Below are 15,155 nucleotides of genomic sequence, written 5' to 3'. Positions count from 1 at the left end.
TTTTACTCCTTTTTATTTAGGATTTTTCTTAGCTACTTTTTTATAGGTTTCGCGGCGATTTTCGATTTCGCTTAGCATTTGCAAGTAATTCTCAAAACGGAAAGGCGCAAGCTCACCTGCTTCAAGGGCTAGTTTGACCGCACAATCAGGCTCGTGCGTGTGAGTACAAGTCCGAAACTTGCAGGCTTGGCTTAGCTTAGCAATCTCTGGAAAGGCAAAATTGAGGTCTTCAGCCGTACTCACCTCATAATCCAAGGAAGAAAAGCCCGGCGTGTCGGCGATTTTTCCACCATAGAGATTGTAGAGGCTGACCGCCCGCGTTGTGTGGCGTCCGCGACCGAGGCTCTCTGAGATTTCAGCCGTTTCCAGCGCCAAGTCAGGGGCGATTTTATTGAGCAGAGTGGACTTCCCCACACCTGTCTGCCCCATGAAAACCGTGATTTTATGAGGCAAAAGCGGCAGCAATTCTTCCACCGACAAAGCCAGCTTATAGCCGATAGAGCGGTAGACTGCCACATAGTCGTCGAGCTCCCGCCCTGTCTCCAAAAGGTCTAACTTACTCAAATAAATAATGGGTTCAATCTTCTTGTGTTCCAGCAAGACCAGAAATCGGTCTAAGAGATTGGGATTGAAATCCGGCTCGCGCGCACTCATGATGACCACAGCTTGGTCAATGTTGACAATCGGTGGGCGCACCAAGCTGTTCTTTCGCTCTCCTATTTTTAAAATGTATCCCTCCGAGTCTTTTTCCGCTGAAAACTCGACTTGGTCCCCGACATAGGGCGTCTGTCCTTTTTTGCGAAAATTTCCTCTGGCTCTCGTTTGGTAGACTTGACCGTCGCTTTCCACATAGTAGAAGCCCGCCAAAGCTTTTATAATTTTTCCTTGCAAAGCTGCTCCTTTAATTCTGATGAATTTATTATAACAAAAAATGAGACTTTTTGCTTTTTCCTCTTGGCAAATTTCAAAAAAAAGGTATAATAGATATAGTGCATCACGCGGAGGTGGTGGAACGGCAGACACGCATGCTTCAGGCGCATGTGCCCGTACGGGTGTGAGGGTTCAAATCCCTTCCTCCGCATAGAGACAAAAAACGACTTCAGATGAGGTCGTTTTTGCTATATCCATTCAATAGATGTCCCTGCGATGTCCGACCGCAAAGACCTCAATCACAATTTTATCGTCCAAAATATTCGCTAATACTCGACAATTACCGTTTAGGTAATACCATTCTCCTGAACGGTTAGTCGTCAAGCACTTACCATACCTACGAGGATCGTCCGTTCCTTCAAGATGTTTCATAATCCATTCGTAGATACTTCTCGAGGTGTAACGATCCAATTTTTTCAACTGCTTCAAAGCGTGCTTGGTAAAAGTCACTTTATAAGTCAAAGCGTAGCTCCTTAGCTACTTCAGGCATGCTACATCGGCTACTTTCATCTTCAGCCGTCGCTTTTCGCAATATTTCTAAATCATATTCATCTTCAATCCGTTCCAACATGGACTGACGGGCAAACTCGGAAATCGTGAGCCCATGCATATTGATGTAATTTCTAATCAGTTCAGAATCCTCATTGTTCATTCTGACAGTCATTGTTGCCATAAAAGAAGGCCTCCTTTTGAATACATTGTATTACGAATCGCCGATAGTGTTAAGGAGCTAGCATTTTCACTCTTTTTGTCAAATCCCTACTTCCTCCAAACTATTTGCCAGTCGGGCAAAATCAGCAAGCGTCAGGGCTTCCCCGCGCAGGCTAGGAGACAGCTGAGCCATTTCCAAAGCCCGCGTCAGCTTGTCCTTGCTTTCCTCGCTCTTGCCAAAATAGTTAATCAAGTTGTTCCAGAGGGTCTTGCGGCGGTGGGTAAAGCTAGCCTTGGTCAGCTTGAAGAAAAACTTCTCATCGTGCACGTCAACGGCTGGCTGCTCGCGACGTACCATTTTTAAAATAGCACTATCTACATTGGGGGCGGGCACAAAGACCGTCCGTGGCACGACAAAGGCAACCTTTGCGGTCATGTAATACTGGACGGCAATCGAAAGACTGCCGTAAGCCTTGGTCTTGGGCTCAGCCGAAATGCGGTCGGCCACTTCCTTTTGCATCATAACAACAAACTCGCTGAAGGGAATGCCACTCTCAATCAAGTGCATGAGGATGGGCGTCGTGATGTAGTAAGGAAGATTTGCGACAACTTTAATGGGCAGGTCAGGATTTTTGAACTCCTTTACGTACTGGCTCAAATCCACCTTGAGAATGTCCTGATTGACCACGCGCACATTGTCAAAATCTGCCAGCGTATCCGCCAAAATCGGCAGGAGGCGCTCGTCGATTTCAAAAGCCATGACCTCGGCTGCGCTCTCCGCCAAAAATTCGGTCAAAGCGCCAATCCCCGGCCCAATCTCGATGACATTGACATCCTTGTCAATCTCTGCCGTGTCGACAATCTTCTGCAAAATGTTGCTATCGGTCAAAAAATTCTGCCCGAAAGACTTCTTAAAAGTAAAACCATGACGCTCCAAAATCGCCCGCGTCACGCTGTAATCTGAAATTCTCATTTTGTTCTCATTTTCTATTGATATTTTTTCATGGCTTCTTCCACCTCTGCCAACTCCACCCCAAACATTTTTAGTCGATTGAGAAGTTGTTTGCCGTTGGTGTAGCCAATGCGGAGCTCTTGACCTAAAAATTCCCGTCGCTTGCGGCTGTCATTTCCCAAAAGCAGTCCCAAACGAATCAAGTCCTTTTTGGAAATATCAAAGTCCGCTTGCGCCTTTGCTTGTCCCACCACCTGCTCCAAAGCGGTTTTTAAATCCTCATAAGAAGCATGCTCGACCCCGAGCGAGCGTCCCTTGGTCTTGGACTTGGGCGCCGCTTCATCCGGCTTTAAAAAAGCATGCTGGGCACTAGGAACGACTTCCATAATCAGGCGCCGAATCCGCTCCCCATTAAAATCTGGGTCGGTAAAAACGATAACCCCGTGCAAATCGTGGAGCTGCTTAATCCGCTCAAGGTCAGCCGCATCAATGGCAGACCCCCTCGTCTCGTAAGTCTCCACCTCAAAATAACGCTTGAGATTAGCGGTATCATCTCGCCCTTCCACCACGATAACCTGACTAATTTTTTCCTTCATGCTCTTCTTCCAATCCAAAAATCCGCAGGCTATTAGCGTAGGTCGTCGCTGCCACTTCCTCCAGGCTCAGCTGGCGGAGCTCTGCGATTTTCTCAACGACATAGCGAGTGTAAGCCGGGTGATTGAGCCGACCTCGCTTAGGCACGGGCGCCAAGTAGGGGGCGTCCGTCTCGACCAGTATTTTTTCTAGAGGCAAATGCTGCGCTGCTTTCTGAATATCCAGCGCTTTCTTGAACGTCACCACGCCAGAAAAGGAAATGCTCATGCCCAAATCCATAAATTTCTCAGCCATAGCAAGCGTGCCCGAATAAGAGTGCATAATTCCGCCTCGCGCACCCAGACCCTCGCTTTTGATGATGTCGTAGGTGTCTTCTAGCGCGTCGCGCGTATGGACGACAAAGGGTAGATTTAGCTCCTTAGAAAGATTGATTTGCCGCCGAAAAACAGCTTCCTGCACTTCCTTGCTCGCGGTCATCCAGTGATAATCCAGCCCGATTTCCCCCAGCGCTACCACCTTGGGATGTTTGAGCTTGTCTAGGAGATAGGTTTCTACTGCGTCATTGTAAGAGCCCGCTTCCGTCGGATGCCAGCCAAGCGTTGCGTAGAGCTGCGGATATTTTTCCGCCAAAACCAGCGCCTGCTCAATGGTCGGCTTATCAAAACCAACGATATTCATCTTGGTCACCGCCATGTCCTGCGCCAGCTTGATTTCTTCTAACTCTTGCCCCGCAAACTCTTCCACATTCAAATGTGTATGCGTATCAAAAATCTTCATGTTCTTCACCTTTTTATTGCTTTTTTCATTATACCATATCTTAGACAAGAAAAAACCAGCAGACTCGAGTTTCTACTGGTTTATCTATTTTATCTTCGTTTGGATTATGCAGCCAAAACTTTACGTCCTTTACGACGACGGCTTGCAAGCACGCGGCGTCCGTTTTTAGTTGACATACGATGACGGAAACCATGTTTACGTGCACGACGGATTTTACTTGGTTGATAAGTACGTTTCACTTTGAATACCTCCTCTTAGACTCTTGTATTCGTTTAGCCGGCTATATGTGATCAGTTACTAAACATACCTTACAATTCTATCGGATTATCCCTTATTTGTCAAGGGTCTTGGAAAATAAATTTTACTTGCAGGACGATCCAATGAACAATTTTTATTTGAAACCAAGCACAGGTCTTCGCTTGTTTCTTTTTTTGTGTTAAAATAGTAGGCATGGACAAGATTATTAAAACAATATCAGAAAGCGGTTATTTTCGCGCCTTTGTGCTAGATAGCACCGAGACCGTTCGGACCGCGCAGGAAAAACACCAAACAAAAGCCAGCTCGACTGTTGCGCTGGGACGCACCCTCATTGCCAGCCAAATCCTAGCTGCTAATGAAAAAGGCGACACCAAGATTACGGTCAAAGTTTTGGGAACGAGCTCGCTCGGCGCCATTATCACGGTGGCAGACACCAAGGGCAAGGTCAAAGGCTATGTGCAAAATCCTGGCGTTGACATCAAAAAGACAGCGACAGGCGAAGTAGTGGTTGGGCCTTTTGTCGGTCAGGGCGAATTTCTCGTCATCACCAACTATGGCACGGGCAATCCCTATCATTCGATGACGCCTTTGATTTCTGGGGAAATTGGCGAAGACTTGGCTTTTTATCTGACTGAAAGCCAGCAAACACCGTCAGCGGTCGGACTCAATGTACTCTTAGATGAAGAGGACAAGGTCAAGGTTGCAGGAGGTTTTCTGCTGCAAGTCTTGCCGGGAGCTAAAGAAGCAGACATCACTCGCTTTGAAAAACGCATTCAAAACATGCCCGCCATCTCAACTTTACTGGAATCCGACGACCATATTGAAGCCCTGCTAGCGGCTATTTATGGGGACGAGCCTTACAAACGCCTGTCCGAAGAAGAAATCCGCTTCCAGTGCGATTGCAGTAAGGAGCGCTTCATGAATGCACTGGCTAGCCTGCCCAAAGTAGACCTAGAAGAGATGCGCGACCAAGATAAGGGCGCTGAAATCACCTGTCAATTCTGCCAGACTACCTATACATTTGACCAAAACGACTTGGAGGAACTCATTCGTGACAAATCTTAACACCCCTTTTATGATTGGCAAGATTCAAATTCCCAATCGCACCGTGCTTGCTCCTATGGCGGGCGTGACCAACTCGGCCTTTCGCACCATTGCTAAGGAGCTAGGCGCGGGGCTGGTCGTTATGGAAATGGTGTCTGACAAGGGAATCCAGTACAATAACGAAAAAACGCTCCACATGCTCCATATTGACGAGGGGGAAAATCCCGTCTCCATTCAGCTTTTTGGAAGCGATGCGGATAGCTTAGCACGCGCAGCCGAATTTATCCAAGAAAATACCCGTACCGACATCGTAGACATCAACATGGGCTGCCCTGTCAACAAAATTGTCAAAAATGAAGCAGGTGCCAAATGGCTCAAGGACCCTGACAAAATTTACTCCATTATCAACAAGGTGCAGTCGGTGCTCGATATTCCACTGACGGTCAAGATGCGGACTGGCTGGGCAGATAGCTCGCTGGCTGTTGAGAATGCACTGGCCGCAGAAAGCGCCGGTGTCGCGGCTCTTGCTATGCACGGGCGGACGCGGGAGCAGATGTACACGGGGCATGCTGACCTTGAAACCCTGCACGATGTTGCACAAGCCCTGACTAAAATTCCTTTTATTGCCAACGGAGACATTCGCACGGTTCAAGACGCTAAGCAGCGAATTGAGGAAGTAGGTGCGGACGCAGTCATGGTCGGGCGCGCAGCTATGGGCAACCCTTATATCTTCAACCAAATCAATCACTATCTGGAGACCGGCGAGGTGCTGCCTGACCTCAGCTTTGAGGACAAGATGAAGATTGCTTACGAGCATTTGACTCGGCTGGTCAATCTCAAGGGCGAATATGTCGCCATTCGAGAATTTCGCGGACTGGCTCCTCACTATCTGCGGGGAACAGCGGGCGCAGCCAAACTCCGCGGCACCATTTCCCAAGCCCAATCCCTAGCCGAAATTGAAGAACTCTTGCAGATTGAGAAATCTGTACGCTAAAAAGACTTCCAAATACGGAAGTCTTTTTATTTACGATCTTTTCAACCGATAAACTTTTTTCGGTTTTTTCTTGGGAACGCGTTTGACGCCTGCTTCCTCAACAAATCCCTTATATTTTACAAGAAAATTATTGCTGACAATGGGACGACGGGGGCTAATGGTATTGACCAAATCCGTGCCTTCATAAACCGTGAAAGGCTCCTCTAGGAGATAGAGGAAGGTCGGGTTCCAGTCCAGCCGCCCTTGGATACGCTTGATAGACTCTTGGATAATCTGATAATGGTCAAAGGCAAAATCCTCCGCGCTCAAAACCTGACCATTGAGCTGACAAGTTGCCTTTTTAAAATCCACATCCAGAAAATACACTTCCTTGGCGTCATCGCCCGCTCTTACCTGCTCCATGGCTTCCTTGGGCAGATAAACCAGGTGGGCAATCGTGATTACCCAGCCACGTGGGTCACGATTAGGGCTTGACACCGTCATCAGTTGCTCGACATTTTCTCTGGGAATAGTGAGATTAGCCTCTTCTTTGATCTCGCGAATACAAGCCTCATAGGCATCCTCTGTCTTTTCTACGAAACCACCAAGCAAGGCAAAGCGATTTTGATAAGGGTGCGCTCTTCGCTTGATGACAAGCAGCTTCATCTGTCCGTCCACAAAGCAGTAAGCCACCATATCCACCGTCACACTTGGCGTTTCATATTTGAGCAAATCCTGCTTTTGGTACCAGTCCAAAAATTCTGCTTCGCTAGCTTGGGTTTCGTAATACTCTTTTTCTGACATACCTGAGGGAAGGTCACGCTTGGTCATTGAGTTCAGTCCTTTCTTTTTAAAGCCTTAGTCCATTGATACCAACCGACCAGACTATTGATTGTGTAGACCCAGTACATGCCTTGAATATTGACATTACTGCCCCACCAGAGGTAAATACTGAAGAGATTGGTTGCAATCCAGAAAATCCATTGCTCGCGGTAAAGACGGGTCATGAGGAGCTGTCCAACACCGTTGGTGGCGTCCGTTACACTATCGCGGAAAGGTCTGTGGCTGCCAATGCTTTGGTAGGCAAAGCCCATACCAATCCAAATCAAGGCCGTCAGCGCCAGATATTTGACCCAGTCAAAAAGCCGCAATTTCTTCGCTTCAAAATGACTTTCTTCTGCCTGATCCTGCCCATTTATCCGATTGGACAACCAAGTGTAAAGGCCAATTGGCTGCATGATAAAGAAATAAATGGTTGTCAGCACTTCTCCATAAAAACTTGCCTCGAAGGATAAAATCAGATAGATAGCAGAGTTAATCGCCCCAAAGAGATAGTTGCTGGCTCGCCCTTCTGCTACTAAGATGACGCAGACAATGCCTGTCCAAGAAGCAAAGAGTCCCACCCAATCATGTTGGCTTGCTTGATTGGTAAACTCAAGGACAAAAGGAATGCTAGAGAGAACCAGCAGATAGAGCCACTGTCCCAAGCTCCGCCCCTCAAACAAATCCTGCCAGAGGAGGCGTAAAATGCCTGTCAGCCCTGCTTTTTTCGCCGCCTGATGAACGTTTCTGTAATTACTTTGAAATCTGTGTAGTTTTTCTTTTATGTTCAACATCTATTTTACCACTTTCTTCTTTAATCTGCTTGATAAATTTGGTTAATAGCCGCTTTCGCCGCCTGATAATTTCCCAGATAATCACTAGCCAGATAAACCAGCGGAATGTCTGGCAAATATTGCTCTTTGAGTTGCTCCAGATAGTTGGAAAAATCCGCCCGAATTTTCTCATCTGCCATAGTCATATCGCGAAATCCGTCATTGACATAGCTACCGTTGGGCTTGATAAAGAGAATCAAATCCCACTTTTCCTTGGACAAAATACTCAAGAAAAGGTGGTCAAAGGTCTGTCTCTCATCCAACTGGCTGGCGTCCTCCTTGAGATAATAATCATAATAACCCTTGGTCACCAGCGAATTGGTGTCCGCAACAACTAAGCCGCGGTTGACCGAACTGTCAATCAGCTGAGAGGTCTGAGCGTATTGCCCCAAGAGGAGATAATAGTAGTCCTTAGCGGTCAGCTCGTCGTCTCGCACATTGTTTTGAATTTGATATTCCCGCGCATACTCAAGGCTAACCGGCGCGTCGTAAAAGCGCCCCAAATCCTTAGCCAAGGTCGTCTTTCCATTGCTGGCACTGCCGATAATCAAAACTTTCTTGGTAAACTGGCGCCGAAATGGCTGAGCGATGTATTTCCAATATTTGCTAGGATTTTGTCGAATCATGCTGGCCGAAATCCCGAACTGCCGCTCCTCCAAGACACTGGCAAAACCCCGCTTTTCTAGCTCCTTACAGTATTCTTTTTCAGCGACAAAGAAAGTCAATTCTTCCTGCTTCTCTTGGTAATGGACAAGCTGCAAAAGCTGTGTCAACCAAGTATCCCAGCCTTTAGGATAGCGAGCCAAATCACTCTCATCCAGCTGATAAATCTGCGTCAAATCATCATCCGCAAAGGCTTCGCGAATATAGCGAAAACGCTTCTGCAAATTAAGCCCGACCGTCTCACCCCTGTCGCCCTCATAGCCCGAAACGACCACGCGCACCTGTTCAAACTGCCGCTTAGCCTTTTGAATCAAGTCAATATGACCCTGATGCAAGGGGGCAAATGTCCCAAAAACCACCGCAATTTTTTCTTTCATGTTTATTTCTACCTTTTTATTATTCTTTATAAAATCAATTTTATATTTTTATTATAAACTATATTTTTATTTTGTCAAACATTTTTATTAAAAAATATAAAAAAGTTTTAAAAGAAAGAAAAACGACTAGCTGAACTAGTCGTTTTATCACTTATTATACCACCTCAAACTTCAGCTCTCCGCCTTTGACGCCGATTTTGAGGAGACTCCCTGCTGATAAATCGCCAGACAAGAGCAATTCTGCCAGCTTGTCCTCCACCTTGGTTTGCAGCATTCTACGCAGAGGACGCGCCCCCATTTCTGGGTCGTAGCCTTCTTGTGCTAAAAGTTTTAGCGCACTAGCTTGAAACTTGAGTTCAATGTCCTGCTCAGCTAGGCTCGCAATCAGCGGTTTAACCATAATCTTGACCACTTCTTGCATGTCGCTGCTGGTCAAGCTATGGAAGACAACCTTCTCATCAATCCGATTGATAAACTCTGGACGATAGGCTTTTTTCAGCTCTTCCAATATCCGTTTTTCCATATTTTCGTGGTCAAAGCGAAGATCCCGCGCCCCAAAGCCAACGGTCTTGTCATCGCGCAGGCTAGTCGCCCCGAGGTTGCTGGTCATGATGATAATGGTATTTGAAAAGTCAACCTTGCGTCCTTTGCTGTCGGTCAACACACCGTCATCCAAGACTTGCAAGAGAACGTTGAAAATGTCTGGATGCGCCTTTTCCACCTCATCAAAAAGCAGGACAGAATAGGGCTTGTTGCGGACTTTTTCGGTCAATTCGCCGCCTTCTTCGTAGCCAACATAGCCTGGCGGCGCCCCATTGAGACGAGAAGCTGCGAATTTCTCCATGTACTCGCTCATATCAAAGCGAATAAGAGCAGATTCGTCATCAAAAAGGGTCTCAGCCAAGGCTTTTGCCAGCTCGGTCTTGCCGACACCGGTCGGCCCTAAGAACATAAAGGAACCAATCGGACGCTTGCTGGTCCGAATGCCAGATTGATTGCGACGAATGGCACGGCTGATAGCCGAAATCGCCTCTTCCTGCCCGATGACCCGCTTGTGCAATTCCTGCTCCAAATGAAGATATTTTTTGGCATCAGTCTGGGTCAGTTTTTGCACAGGGATGCCTGACAAACGGCTCAAAGTCACCAAAATATCAGTTTCTTGAACTTTCAGCTTAAAGGTCGGCGTTGCCTCCTCCTTGGCTAGCAAAGTCGCCACCTTTGCCATATTTCCAGCCATGAGCGCCTCATCAGCTGGGCTCAACTCCTTTTTCACGTGGATTTGCGGATGTTGATTTTGCACCGTCGCGCTCGCCTCATCTAGCAAATCAATCGCTGAATCTGGCAGGTTTTTGCTGGTCAGATAGCGATGAGCGTACTTGACCGCCGTCTCAATCGCTTGGTCGGTGATGACCACCTTATGATGACTTTCGTAGCCCTTCTTTAGCCCTTGTAAAATAGCAATGCTGTGTGCCACGCTTGGTTCTTCAATGCTGACCTTGGCAAAACGCCGCGAGAGAGCCGCATCTCTTTCGATATGCTTCTGGTATTCCTCCTGAGTTGTCGCCCCGACCGTTCTCAAAGTTCCCCGTGCCAAAGCAGGTTTCAAAATATTTGCCGCATCAAGCGTCGAATCAATCCCGCTGCCCGAACCCATAATGGTGTGCAGCTCGTCGATAAAGAGAATGACATGCCCATCTTCTTCAATATCGTTGATGATATTATTCATCCGCTCTTCAAAGTCCCCGCGAAAACGCGTCCCTGCCACTACATTCATCAAGTCAAGCTCCAGCACGCGCATTTTGGCAATTTCATTGGGAACATCGCCTGCTGCCACACGCTGAGCCAGTCCCAAAGCCAGTGCCGTTTTTCCGACACCCGCGTCTCCAACCAAGACAGGATTGTTCTTGGTTTTGCGGCTGAGGATTTGAATCATACGTGAAATCTCTTGGTCGCGCCCGACAACAGGCTCCAGAAGACCATTGCGCGCCATTTCCGTCAAATCCCGCGTATAGTCTTCTAAGCCGCCGCTGGTTGAGGCTGGCATGCCCATCATGTTGGCCATTGAACTAGGCGAAGGAGTAACTTGACCACGCAAATATTGTCGAATCGCCTTAATATCCTCTTTTCCCCAACCTGCACGACGCTCTAAACTTTTACGCAAATCAGCCATGCGTGCAGCCTCACTTTTTTCTTCATAACTAAAACCTGCCTGCTCAAGCACACGCGCCGCTAAAGTTGTTCGATCAAAGATAATGGCTAATAAAACGTGCTCTGTCCCCAACTCTTTTGCATGAAGTGCCTCTGCTAGCCCCTCTGCCTGTTCAATAAGTCCATTTAGTCGCCTAGAGTAAGGAAAATAAGCAGCCTTTGGACTTTCTTGATAGATTTTTCCTACCACTATGGCAGAAGCATTTTCCAATTCATCAACCAAAAGGGGATAATCACTCAGAGCCGCCCCACCTACGCTGAAAGGATTGTTGGCAATAGCTACCAACAAATGCCAACTTTCTAAAAAATCTCCCTCAAAATGACCCGCTAAAAGCTGTGCACCCTCTATACTATCTGCCAATGCCGTTGAATATTTCATTTAATTTCCTTTTCTATCTAGTTGTTTTAGTAATTGCTGTAAAAGTCGCGCTCGAATACGTGCTGCATCACTTCCTAAGACGCTATCTGTCGTAGTTACCCAAAACAGATCAAGTTCACGCCCAGTTATCAACCCTTTTTCAAAGAGCATTTGTAAAATATCTGTAAAAACCTGCTGACTAATTTGCTCTTTAATACTGGCGAGTAAATCTCGCAACATCTGGTGGTGATCTGAAAACTGAACTTTCCCGATACGGATATAGCCCCCCCCACCACGCTTACTCTCCACAACATAACCGCGACTTTCCGTGAAGCGCGTCTTGATCACATAGTTAATCTGGCTTGGAACTACTTGAAAAATATCAGCTACTTCGCTTCGTTTAAGTTCAGCAATTCCAGCTTGAGCTAGCAACTGTTTGATATATTCTTCAATAATGTCTGATGTATTTTTACAATTCATGACCCTGCCCTCTTACTTTGACTAACTTTGACTTTTATTATACCGAAAAACAAACATTTTTGAAAGTAAAAGCTATAAAAATTCTACTCGTGTCATCGCTTGCTTTGAAAATATTTAATAGATATAATAAATAAAAGGAGGATTTTCTATGAAAAATTTTCTAAAGCAGTACTTTCTACAATTTCTCATGATGACCCCTATTCTCTTATTTTTTCACACGCTCGCGTCTGCCTGTATCTTAAAAACTTCCACTGTTATCCTAAAACCTGCAAGTATCACCCTTCTTTTACTTATTCCACTTTTATATGGAAATTATCAACTCAAGTTCCGCTATCGCTTTCTCCTATACATCTCTTTAGGACTCGCCTTCGGAGCGATTTTATCATTTTCTGTTAACAAGGGAATATCTATCAACTATCTAGGTATGTGGCTCGTCATTTCCCTACTCAGCCTCATTACCCTTTACCAACACCGCTCTTTTTTTAAAAACTGGAAAATGCGGGGAAAACACGAAAAATAGCTTTTTTTGAAATACAAAAACCATCGCTCACAGCGATGGTTTCTATTTTCTTAGTTATTCAAAGCAGCAGCCATTGTTGCAGCAACTTCTGATTCAAAGTCGTTAGCTGCTTTTTCGATTCCTTCACCTACTTCAAAACGAGTGAAGCCAGCAACTTCTACGCCTTGGCTTTCAAGGAAGGCTTCAACAGTCTTGCTGTCGTCCATGATGTAGACTTGTGCAAGGAGTGTGTAGGCTTGGTCAACCTTGGTGTTGTCAAGCATGAAGCGATCCATTTTACCTGGAATAATTTTGTCCCAGATTTTTTCTGGTTTGCCTTCAGCAGCAAGCTCAGCCTTGATGTCTTCCTCTGCTTGAGCCACCACTTGGTCGGTCAACTGAAGTTTTGAACCGTATTTAAGAAGCGGCAAGGCTGGTTTGTCAACCATAGCACGGCTTTCGTTGTCTTGTTCAATCTTGTGGTTGAGTTGTGCCAATTCATCGTGGATAAACTCTTCGCTCAATTCTTTATATGAAAGAACGGTTGGTTTCATGGCAGCAACGTGCATAGCCAGTTGCTTAGCAAGCGCTTCGTCGCTTCCTGAAAGAACTGTCACTACACCGATACGTCCACCGTTATGTTGGTAAGCACCGAAGACTTGGTCGTCAGATTTTTCAACCACCGCAAAACGACGGAAAGAGATTTTTTCTCCGATAGTCGCTGTTGCATTGACATAAGCCGCTTCCAAAGTTTCGCCTGAAGCAACGGTCAAAGCAAGCGCTTCTTCATTGTTTGCAGGTTTCTTTTCTGCGATAACTTTTGCAGTTTCGTTTACCAAGTCAACAAATTGAGCATTTTTAGCAACGAAGTCTGTTTCAGAGTTGACTTCAACGATTGCAGCCGTATTTCCGTCTACATAAACACCTGTCAAACCTTCAGCAGCGACACGGTCAGCTTTCTTAGCTGCCTTAGCCATACCTTTTTCGCGAAGCAATTCAACCGCTTTTTCGATATTTCCTTCTACTTCGACCAGGGCTTTTTTAGCGTCCATGACACCAGCACCCGTTTTTTCACGCAATTCTTTTACAAGCTTAGCTGTAATTTCTGCCATTTTTGATTTCCTCCAAATGATGATAAAAAGGGAGGGCTAAGCCCTGCCCTTTAGGATTTTTTTATTTACTTAATGATTGTAGTTAGGCGTTCTTCACGTCCTCATTACTTAGAATTGTATTCGGACTAAAAACTTGAAAAATAGATAATCTATCCTAACTTAATCTTCGTTTGAACCTTCTACAACTTCAACCAATTCTTCGATTGATTCTGCAGATGCTTCAGCTGAAGCCAATTCAGCTTCTACTGCTTCAACATTGTCTTCACCTTGACGTCCTTCGATAATTGCGTCAGCCATTTTCGCTGTAATCAACTTAACAGCACGGATAGCATCGTCGTTCGCTGGGATAATAACGTCAATATCGTCTGGGTCAGTATTGGTGTCGACCATAGCAACCACTGGGATACCAAGTTTCTTAGCTTCCTTAACAGCGATTTGCTCTTTATGTGGGTCAACCACATACATCACATCTGGAATGCGTGGCATTTCTTCGATACCACCCAAGAATTTTTCAAGACGAGCACGTTGCTTGTTAAGAAGAGCAACTTCTTTCTTAGGAAGCACATCGAAAATTCCTTCTTCTTCCATGCGTTTGATTTCTTTCAAACGACGAACACGTTTTTGGATTGTTTCCCAGTTAGTAAGCGTTCCACCCAACCAACGGTGGTTGATGTAGTATTGACCTGCACGTTCTGCTTCGTCTTTGACCGCTTCAGCAGCTTGTTTCTTGGTACCAACAAACAAGATAACTGCATCGTTTGCAGCAGCGTCACGAATAAAGTCGTAGGCTTGGTCTGCATATTTTACAGTTTGTTGAAGGTCGATAACGTGGATACCGTTACGCTCAGTGAAGATGTACTTAGCCATCTTAGGGTTCCAGCGGCGAGTTTGGTGACCAAAGTGAACACCAGCCTCAAGAAGTTGTTTCATTGAAATTACTGCCATGAGTAATGTCTCCTTTTTGTTTTTTTCCTCTTTTAGATTTCAGCTCGCAGGGCAACCCTTGGGCAACAGCACCACGATTCATCTAAAATGAGTATTTGCCGTTTACACGACAACCCTTATTGTACCAGATTTCCGCCCTTTTGACAAGGTCTTGCGGCTAGTTTTTTGATTATTTTGGAAAATGGCAGAGCGATTTTCAAGACCTTTCTCCGCAAAATAAAACAGCTCAAAGAGCTTTCTCCTCTTGACGAAAAGCATTTTTTAGGGTAAAATAGTAAAAGTTGTGGCGGTATAGCCAAGTGGTAAGGCACGGCTCTGCAAAAGCTTGATCGTCGGTTCAAATCCGTCTACCGCCTCTAATAGTTACGCAAAAAGCCCTTGAAGGGCTTTTGTTTTGAAATCCCACCCAACAGAGCCTGGGACAATAGTCCCTTATCTCCAAAAAAAGCAACGGCAAATCCGTTGCTTTTTTGCATGGTTGCGATAGTCTTGGTAAAATAGAATTGCACAATAAACCATTTAGAAAGGCTATCCCATGCATATTCACTATAACACAAATCAAACAACTTTACCACTAGAAATCAGTTCTTTCTTGCCACAAGACCATCTCGTCTTTACGATTGAAAAAGTGGTGAATACTTTGGAGGATTGTCACTTCCACGCCTTCTATCATGCCTTT

Annotated in this window: 18 protein-coding genes and 2 tRNA genes; 5 read left to right on the top strand and 15 right to left on the bottom strand. The window is 45.7% G+C overall.

The features are described 5' to 3' along the window. Positions 1-12 precede the first annotated feature (12 nt). Positions 13-891 carry a ribosome small subunit-dependent GTPase A gene (gene rsgA / locus A3I3_RS0101800; RefSeq protein WP_026129857.1) on the bottom strand — a complete coding sequence of 293 codons (879 nt, stop codon included), beginning with the start codon at positions 889-891 and terminating at the stop codon, positions 13-15. 107 nt (positions 892-998) lie between these two features. On the opposite strand from rsgA, the gene A3I3_RS0101795 reads away from it, so the two are divergent. After that, a tRNA-Leu gene (locus A3I3_RS0101795) sits at positions 999-1,081 on the top strand. A 47-nt stretch (positions 1,082-1,128) separates the two neighbouring features. On the opposite strand, the gene A3I3_RS0101790 is transcribed toward A3I3_RS0101795, so the two are convergent. From A3I3_RS0101790 to rpmH, 6 genes are all read right to left on the bottom strand, one after another. After that, complete coding sequence (locus A3I3_RS0101790; protein ID WP_018371028.1) at positions 1,129-1,392, bottom strand: type II toxin-antitoxin system RelE family toxin; 264 nt, start codon at positions 1,390-1,392, stop codon at positions 1,129-1,131. Then, positions 1,382-1,603 carry a type II toxin-antitoxin system RelB family antitoxin gene (gene relB, locus A3I3_RS0101785; protein WP_018371027.1) on the bottom strand — a complete coding sequence of 74 codons (222 nt, stop codon included), beginning with the start codon at positions 1,601-1,603 and terminating at the stop codon, positions 1,382-1,384. Before relB ends, A3I3_RS0101790 begins: the two co-directional genes overlap by 11 nt. Before the next feature lie 78 nt (positions 1,604-1,681). Beyond that, positions 1,682-2,554, bottom strand: a complete 873-nt coding sequence (gene rsmA / locus A3I3_RS0101780; protein WP_018371026.1) for a 16S rRNA (adenine(1518)-N(6)/adenine(1519)-N(6))-dimethyltransferase RsmA — start codon at positions 2,552-2,554, stop codon at positions 1,682-1,684. A gap of 14 nt (positions 2,555-2,568) precedes the next feature. Continuing rightward, positions 2,569-3,129, bottom strand: coding sequence for a ribonuclease M5 (rnmV, locus tag A3I3_RS0101775; protein WP_018371025.1), 561 nt, complete (start codon positions 3,127-3,129; stop codon positions 2,569-2,571). Continuing rightward, positions 3,113-3,904, bottom strand: a complete 792-nt coding sequence (locus A3I3_RS0101770) for a TatD family hydrolase (protein WP_018371024.1) — start codon at positions 3,902-3,904, stop codon at positions 3,113-3,115. Before A3I3_RS0101770 ends, rnmV begins: the two co-directional genes overlap by 17 nt. Before the next feature lie 104 nt (positions 3,905-4,008). Continuing rightward, complete coding sequence (rpmH, locus tag A3I3_RS10385) at positions 4,009-4,143, bottom strand: 50S ribosomal protein L34 (RefSeq protein WP_081600743.1); 135 nt, start codon at positions 4,141-4,143, stop codon at positions 4,009-4,011. A gap of 211 nt (positions 4,144-4,354) precedes the next feature. On the opposite strand from rpmH, the gene hslO reads away from it, so the two are divergent. After that, positions 4,355-5,227: an Hsp33 family molecular chaperone HslO gene (hslO, locus tag A3I3_RS0101760; protein WP_018371022.1), complete on the top strand. Its 873-nt coding sequence runs from the start codon at positions 4,355-4,357 to the stop codon at positions 5,225-5,227. Beyond that, the gene (dusB, locus tag A3I3_RS0101755) at positions 5,214-6,200 is read left to right on the top strand and encodes a tRNA dihydrouridine synthase DusB (protein WP_019231916.1); all 987 of its coding nucleotides are present in this window, start codon (positions 5,214-5,216) and stop codon (positions 6,198-6,200) included. Before hslO ends, dusB begins: the two co-directional genes overlap by 14 nt. Positions 6,201-6,230: 30 nt before the next feature. Here dusB and A3I3_RS0101750 read toward each other — a convergent pair whose 3' ends face one another. From A3I3_RS0101750 to A3I3_RS0101730, 5 genes are all read right to left on the bottom strand, one after another. Then, a complete protein-coding gene (locus A3I3_RS0101750) occupies positions 6,231-7,010 on the bottom strand; it encodes an NUDIX domain-containing protein (RefSeq protein WP_018371020.1) in 780 nt (259 codons plus the stop codon). Positions 7,011-7,015: 5 nt separating this feature from the next. Continuing rightward, entirely contained in the window at positions 7,016-7,795 is a 780-nt protein-coding gene (pnuC, locus tag A3I3_RS0101745; RefSeq protein WP_018371019.1) for a nicotinamide riboside transporter PnuC, read from the bottom strand. Positions 7,796-7,815: 20 nt separating this feature from the next. Next, positions 7,816-8,874, bottom strand: coding sequence for an AAA family ATPase (locus A3I3_RS0101740; RefSeq protein WP_018371018.1), 1,059 nt, complete (start codon positions 8,872-8,874; stop codon positions 7,816-7,818). A gap of 154 nt (positions 8,875-9,028) precedes the next feature. Then, complete coding sequence (locus A3I3_RS0101735; protein WP_018371017.1) at positions 9,029-11,461, bottom strand: ATP-dependent Clp protease ATP-binding subunit; 2,433 nt, start codon at positions 11,459-11,461, stop codon at positions 9,029-9,031. Beyond that, positions 11,462-11,920: a CtsR family transcriptional regulator gene (locus A3I3_RS0101730; protein WP_018371016.1), complete on the bottom strand. Its 459-nt coding sequence runs from the start codon at positions 11,918-11,920 to the stop codon at positions 11,462-11,464. It lies immediately after the preceding gene. Positions 11,921-12,068: 148 nt separating this feature from the next. Here A3I3_RS0101730 and A3I3_RS0101725 point away from each other — a divergent pair, with 148 nt between their 5' ends. Then, the gene (locus tag A3I3_RS0101725) at positions 12,069-12,440 is read left to right on the top strand and encodes a hypothetical protein (RefSeq protein WP_018371015.1); all 372 of its coding nucleotides are present in this window, start codon (positions 12,069-12,071) and stop codon (positions 12,438-12,440) included. A 50-nt stretch (positions 12,441-12,490) separates the two neighbouring features. On the opposite strand, the gene tsf is transcribed toward A3I3_RS0101725, so the two are convergent. Both tsf and rpsB read right to left on the bottom strand, forming a co-directional pair. Next, the gene (gene tsf / locus A3I3_RS0101720) at positions 12,491-13,531 is read right to left on the bottom strand and encodes a translation elongation factor Ts (protein WP_018371014.1); all 1,041 of its coding nucleotides are present in this window, start codon (positions 13,529-13,531) and stop codon (positions 12,491-12,493) included. Positions 13,532-13,690: 159 nt separating this feature from the next. Continuing rightward, positions 13,691-14,476, bottom strand: coding sequence for a 30S ribosomal protein S2 (gene rpsB, locus A3I3_RS0101715; RefSeq protein WP_018371013.1), 786 nt, complete (start codon positions 14,474-14,476; stop codon positions 13,691-13,693). Positions 14,477-14,761: 285 nt separating this feature from the next. Here rpsB and A3I3_RS0101710 point away from each other — a divergent pair. Then, a tRNA-Cys gene (locus A3I3_RS0101710) sits at positions 14,762-14,832 on the top strand. Here A3I3_RS0101710 and A3I3_RS11065 read toward each other — a convergent pair. Beyond that, positions 14,833-15,051 (bottom strand): hypothetical protein, encoded by a 219-nt coding sequence (locus tag A3I3_RS11065; RefSeq protein WP_040833861.1) that lies wholly within the window; start codon positions 15,049-15,051, stop codon positions 14,833-14,835. It abuts the tRNA gene before it with no gap. Positions 15,052-15,155: the final 104 nt, after the last annotated feature.

The sequence above is a fragment of the Streptococcus massiliensis DSM 18628 genome, from assembly GCF_000380065.1.
GTDB classification, from domain to species: domain Bacteria; phylum Bacillota; class Bacilli; order Lactobacillales; family Streptococcaceae; genus Streptococcus; species Streptococcus massiliensis.
This window is presented reverse-complemented; position numbering and strand designations above follow the sequence as displayed.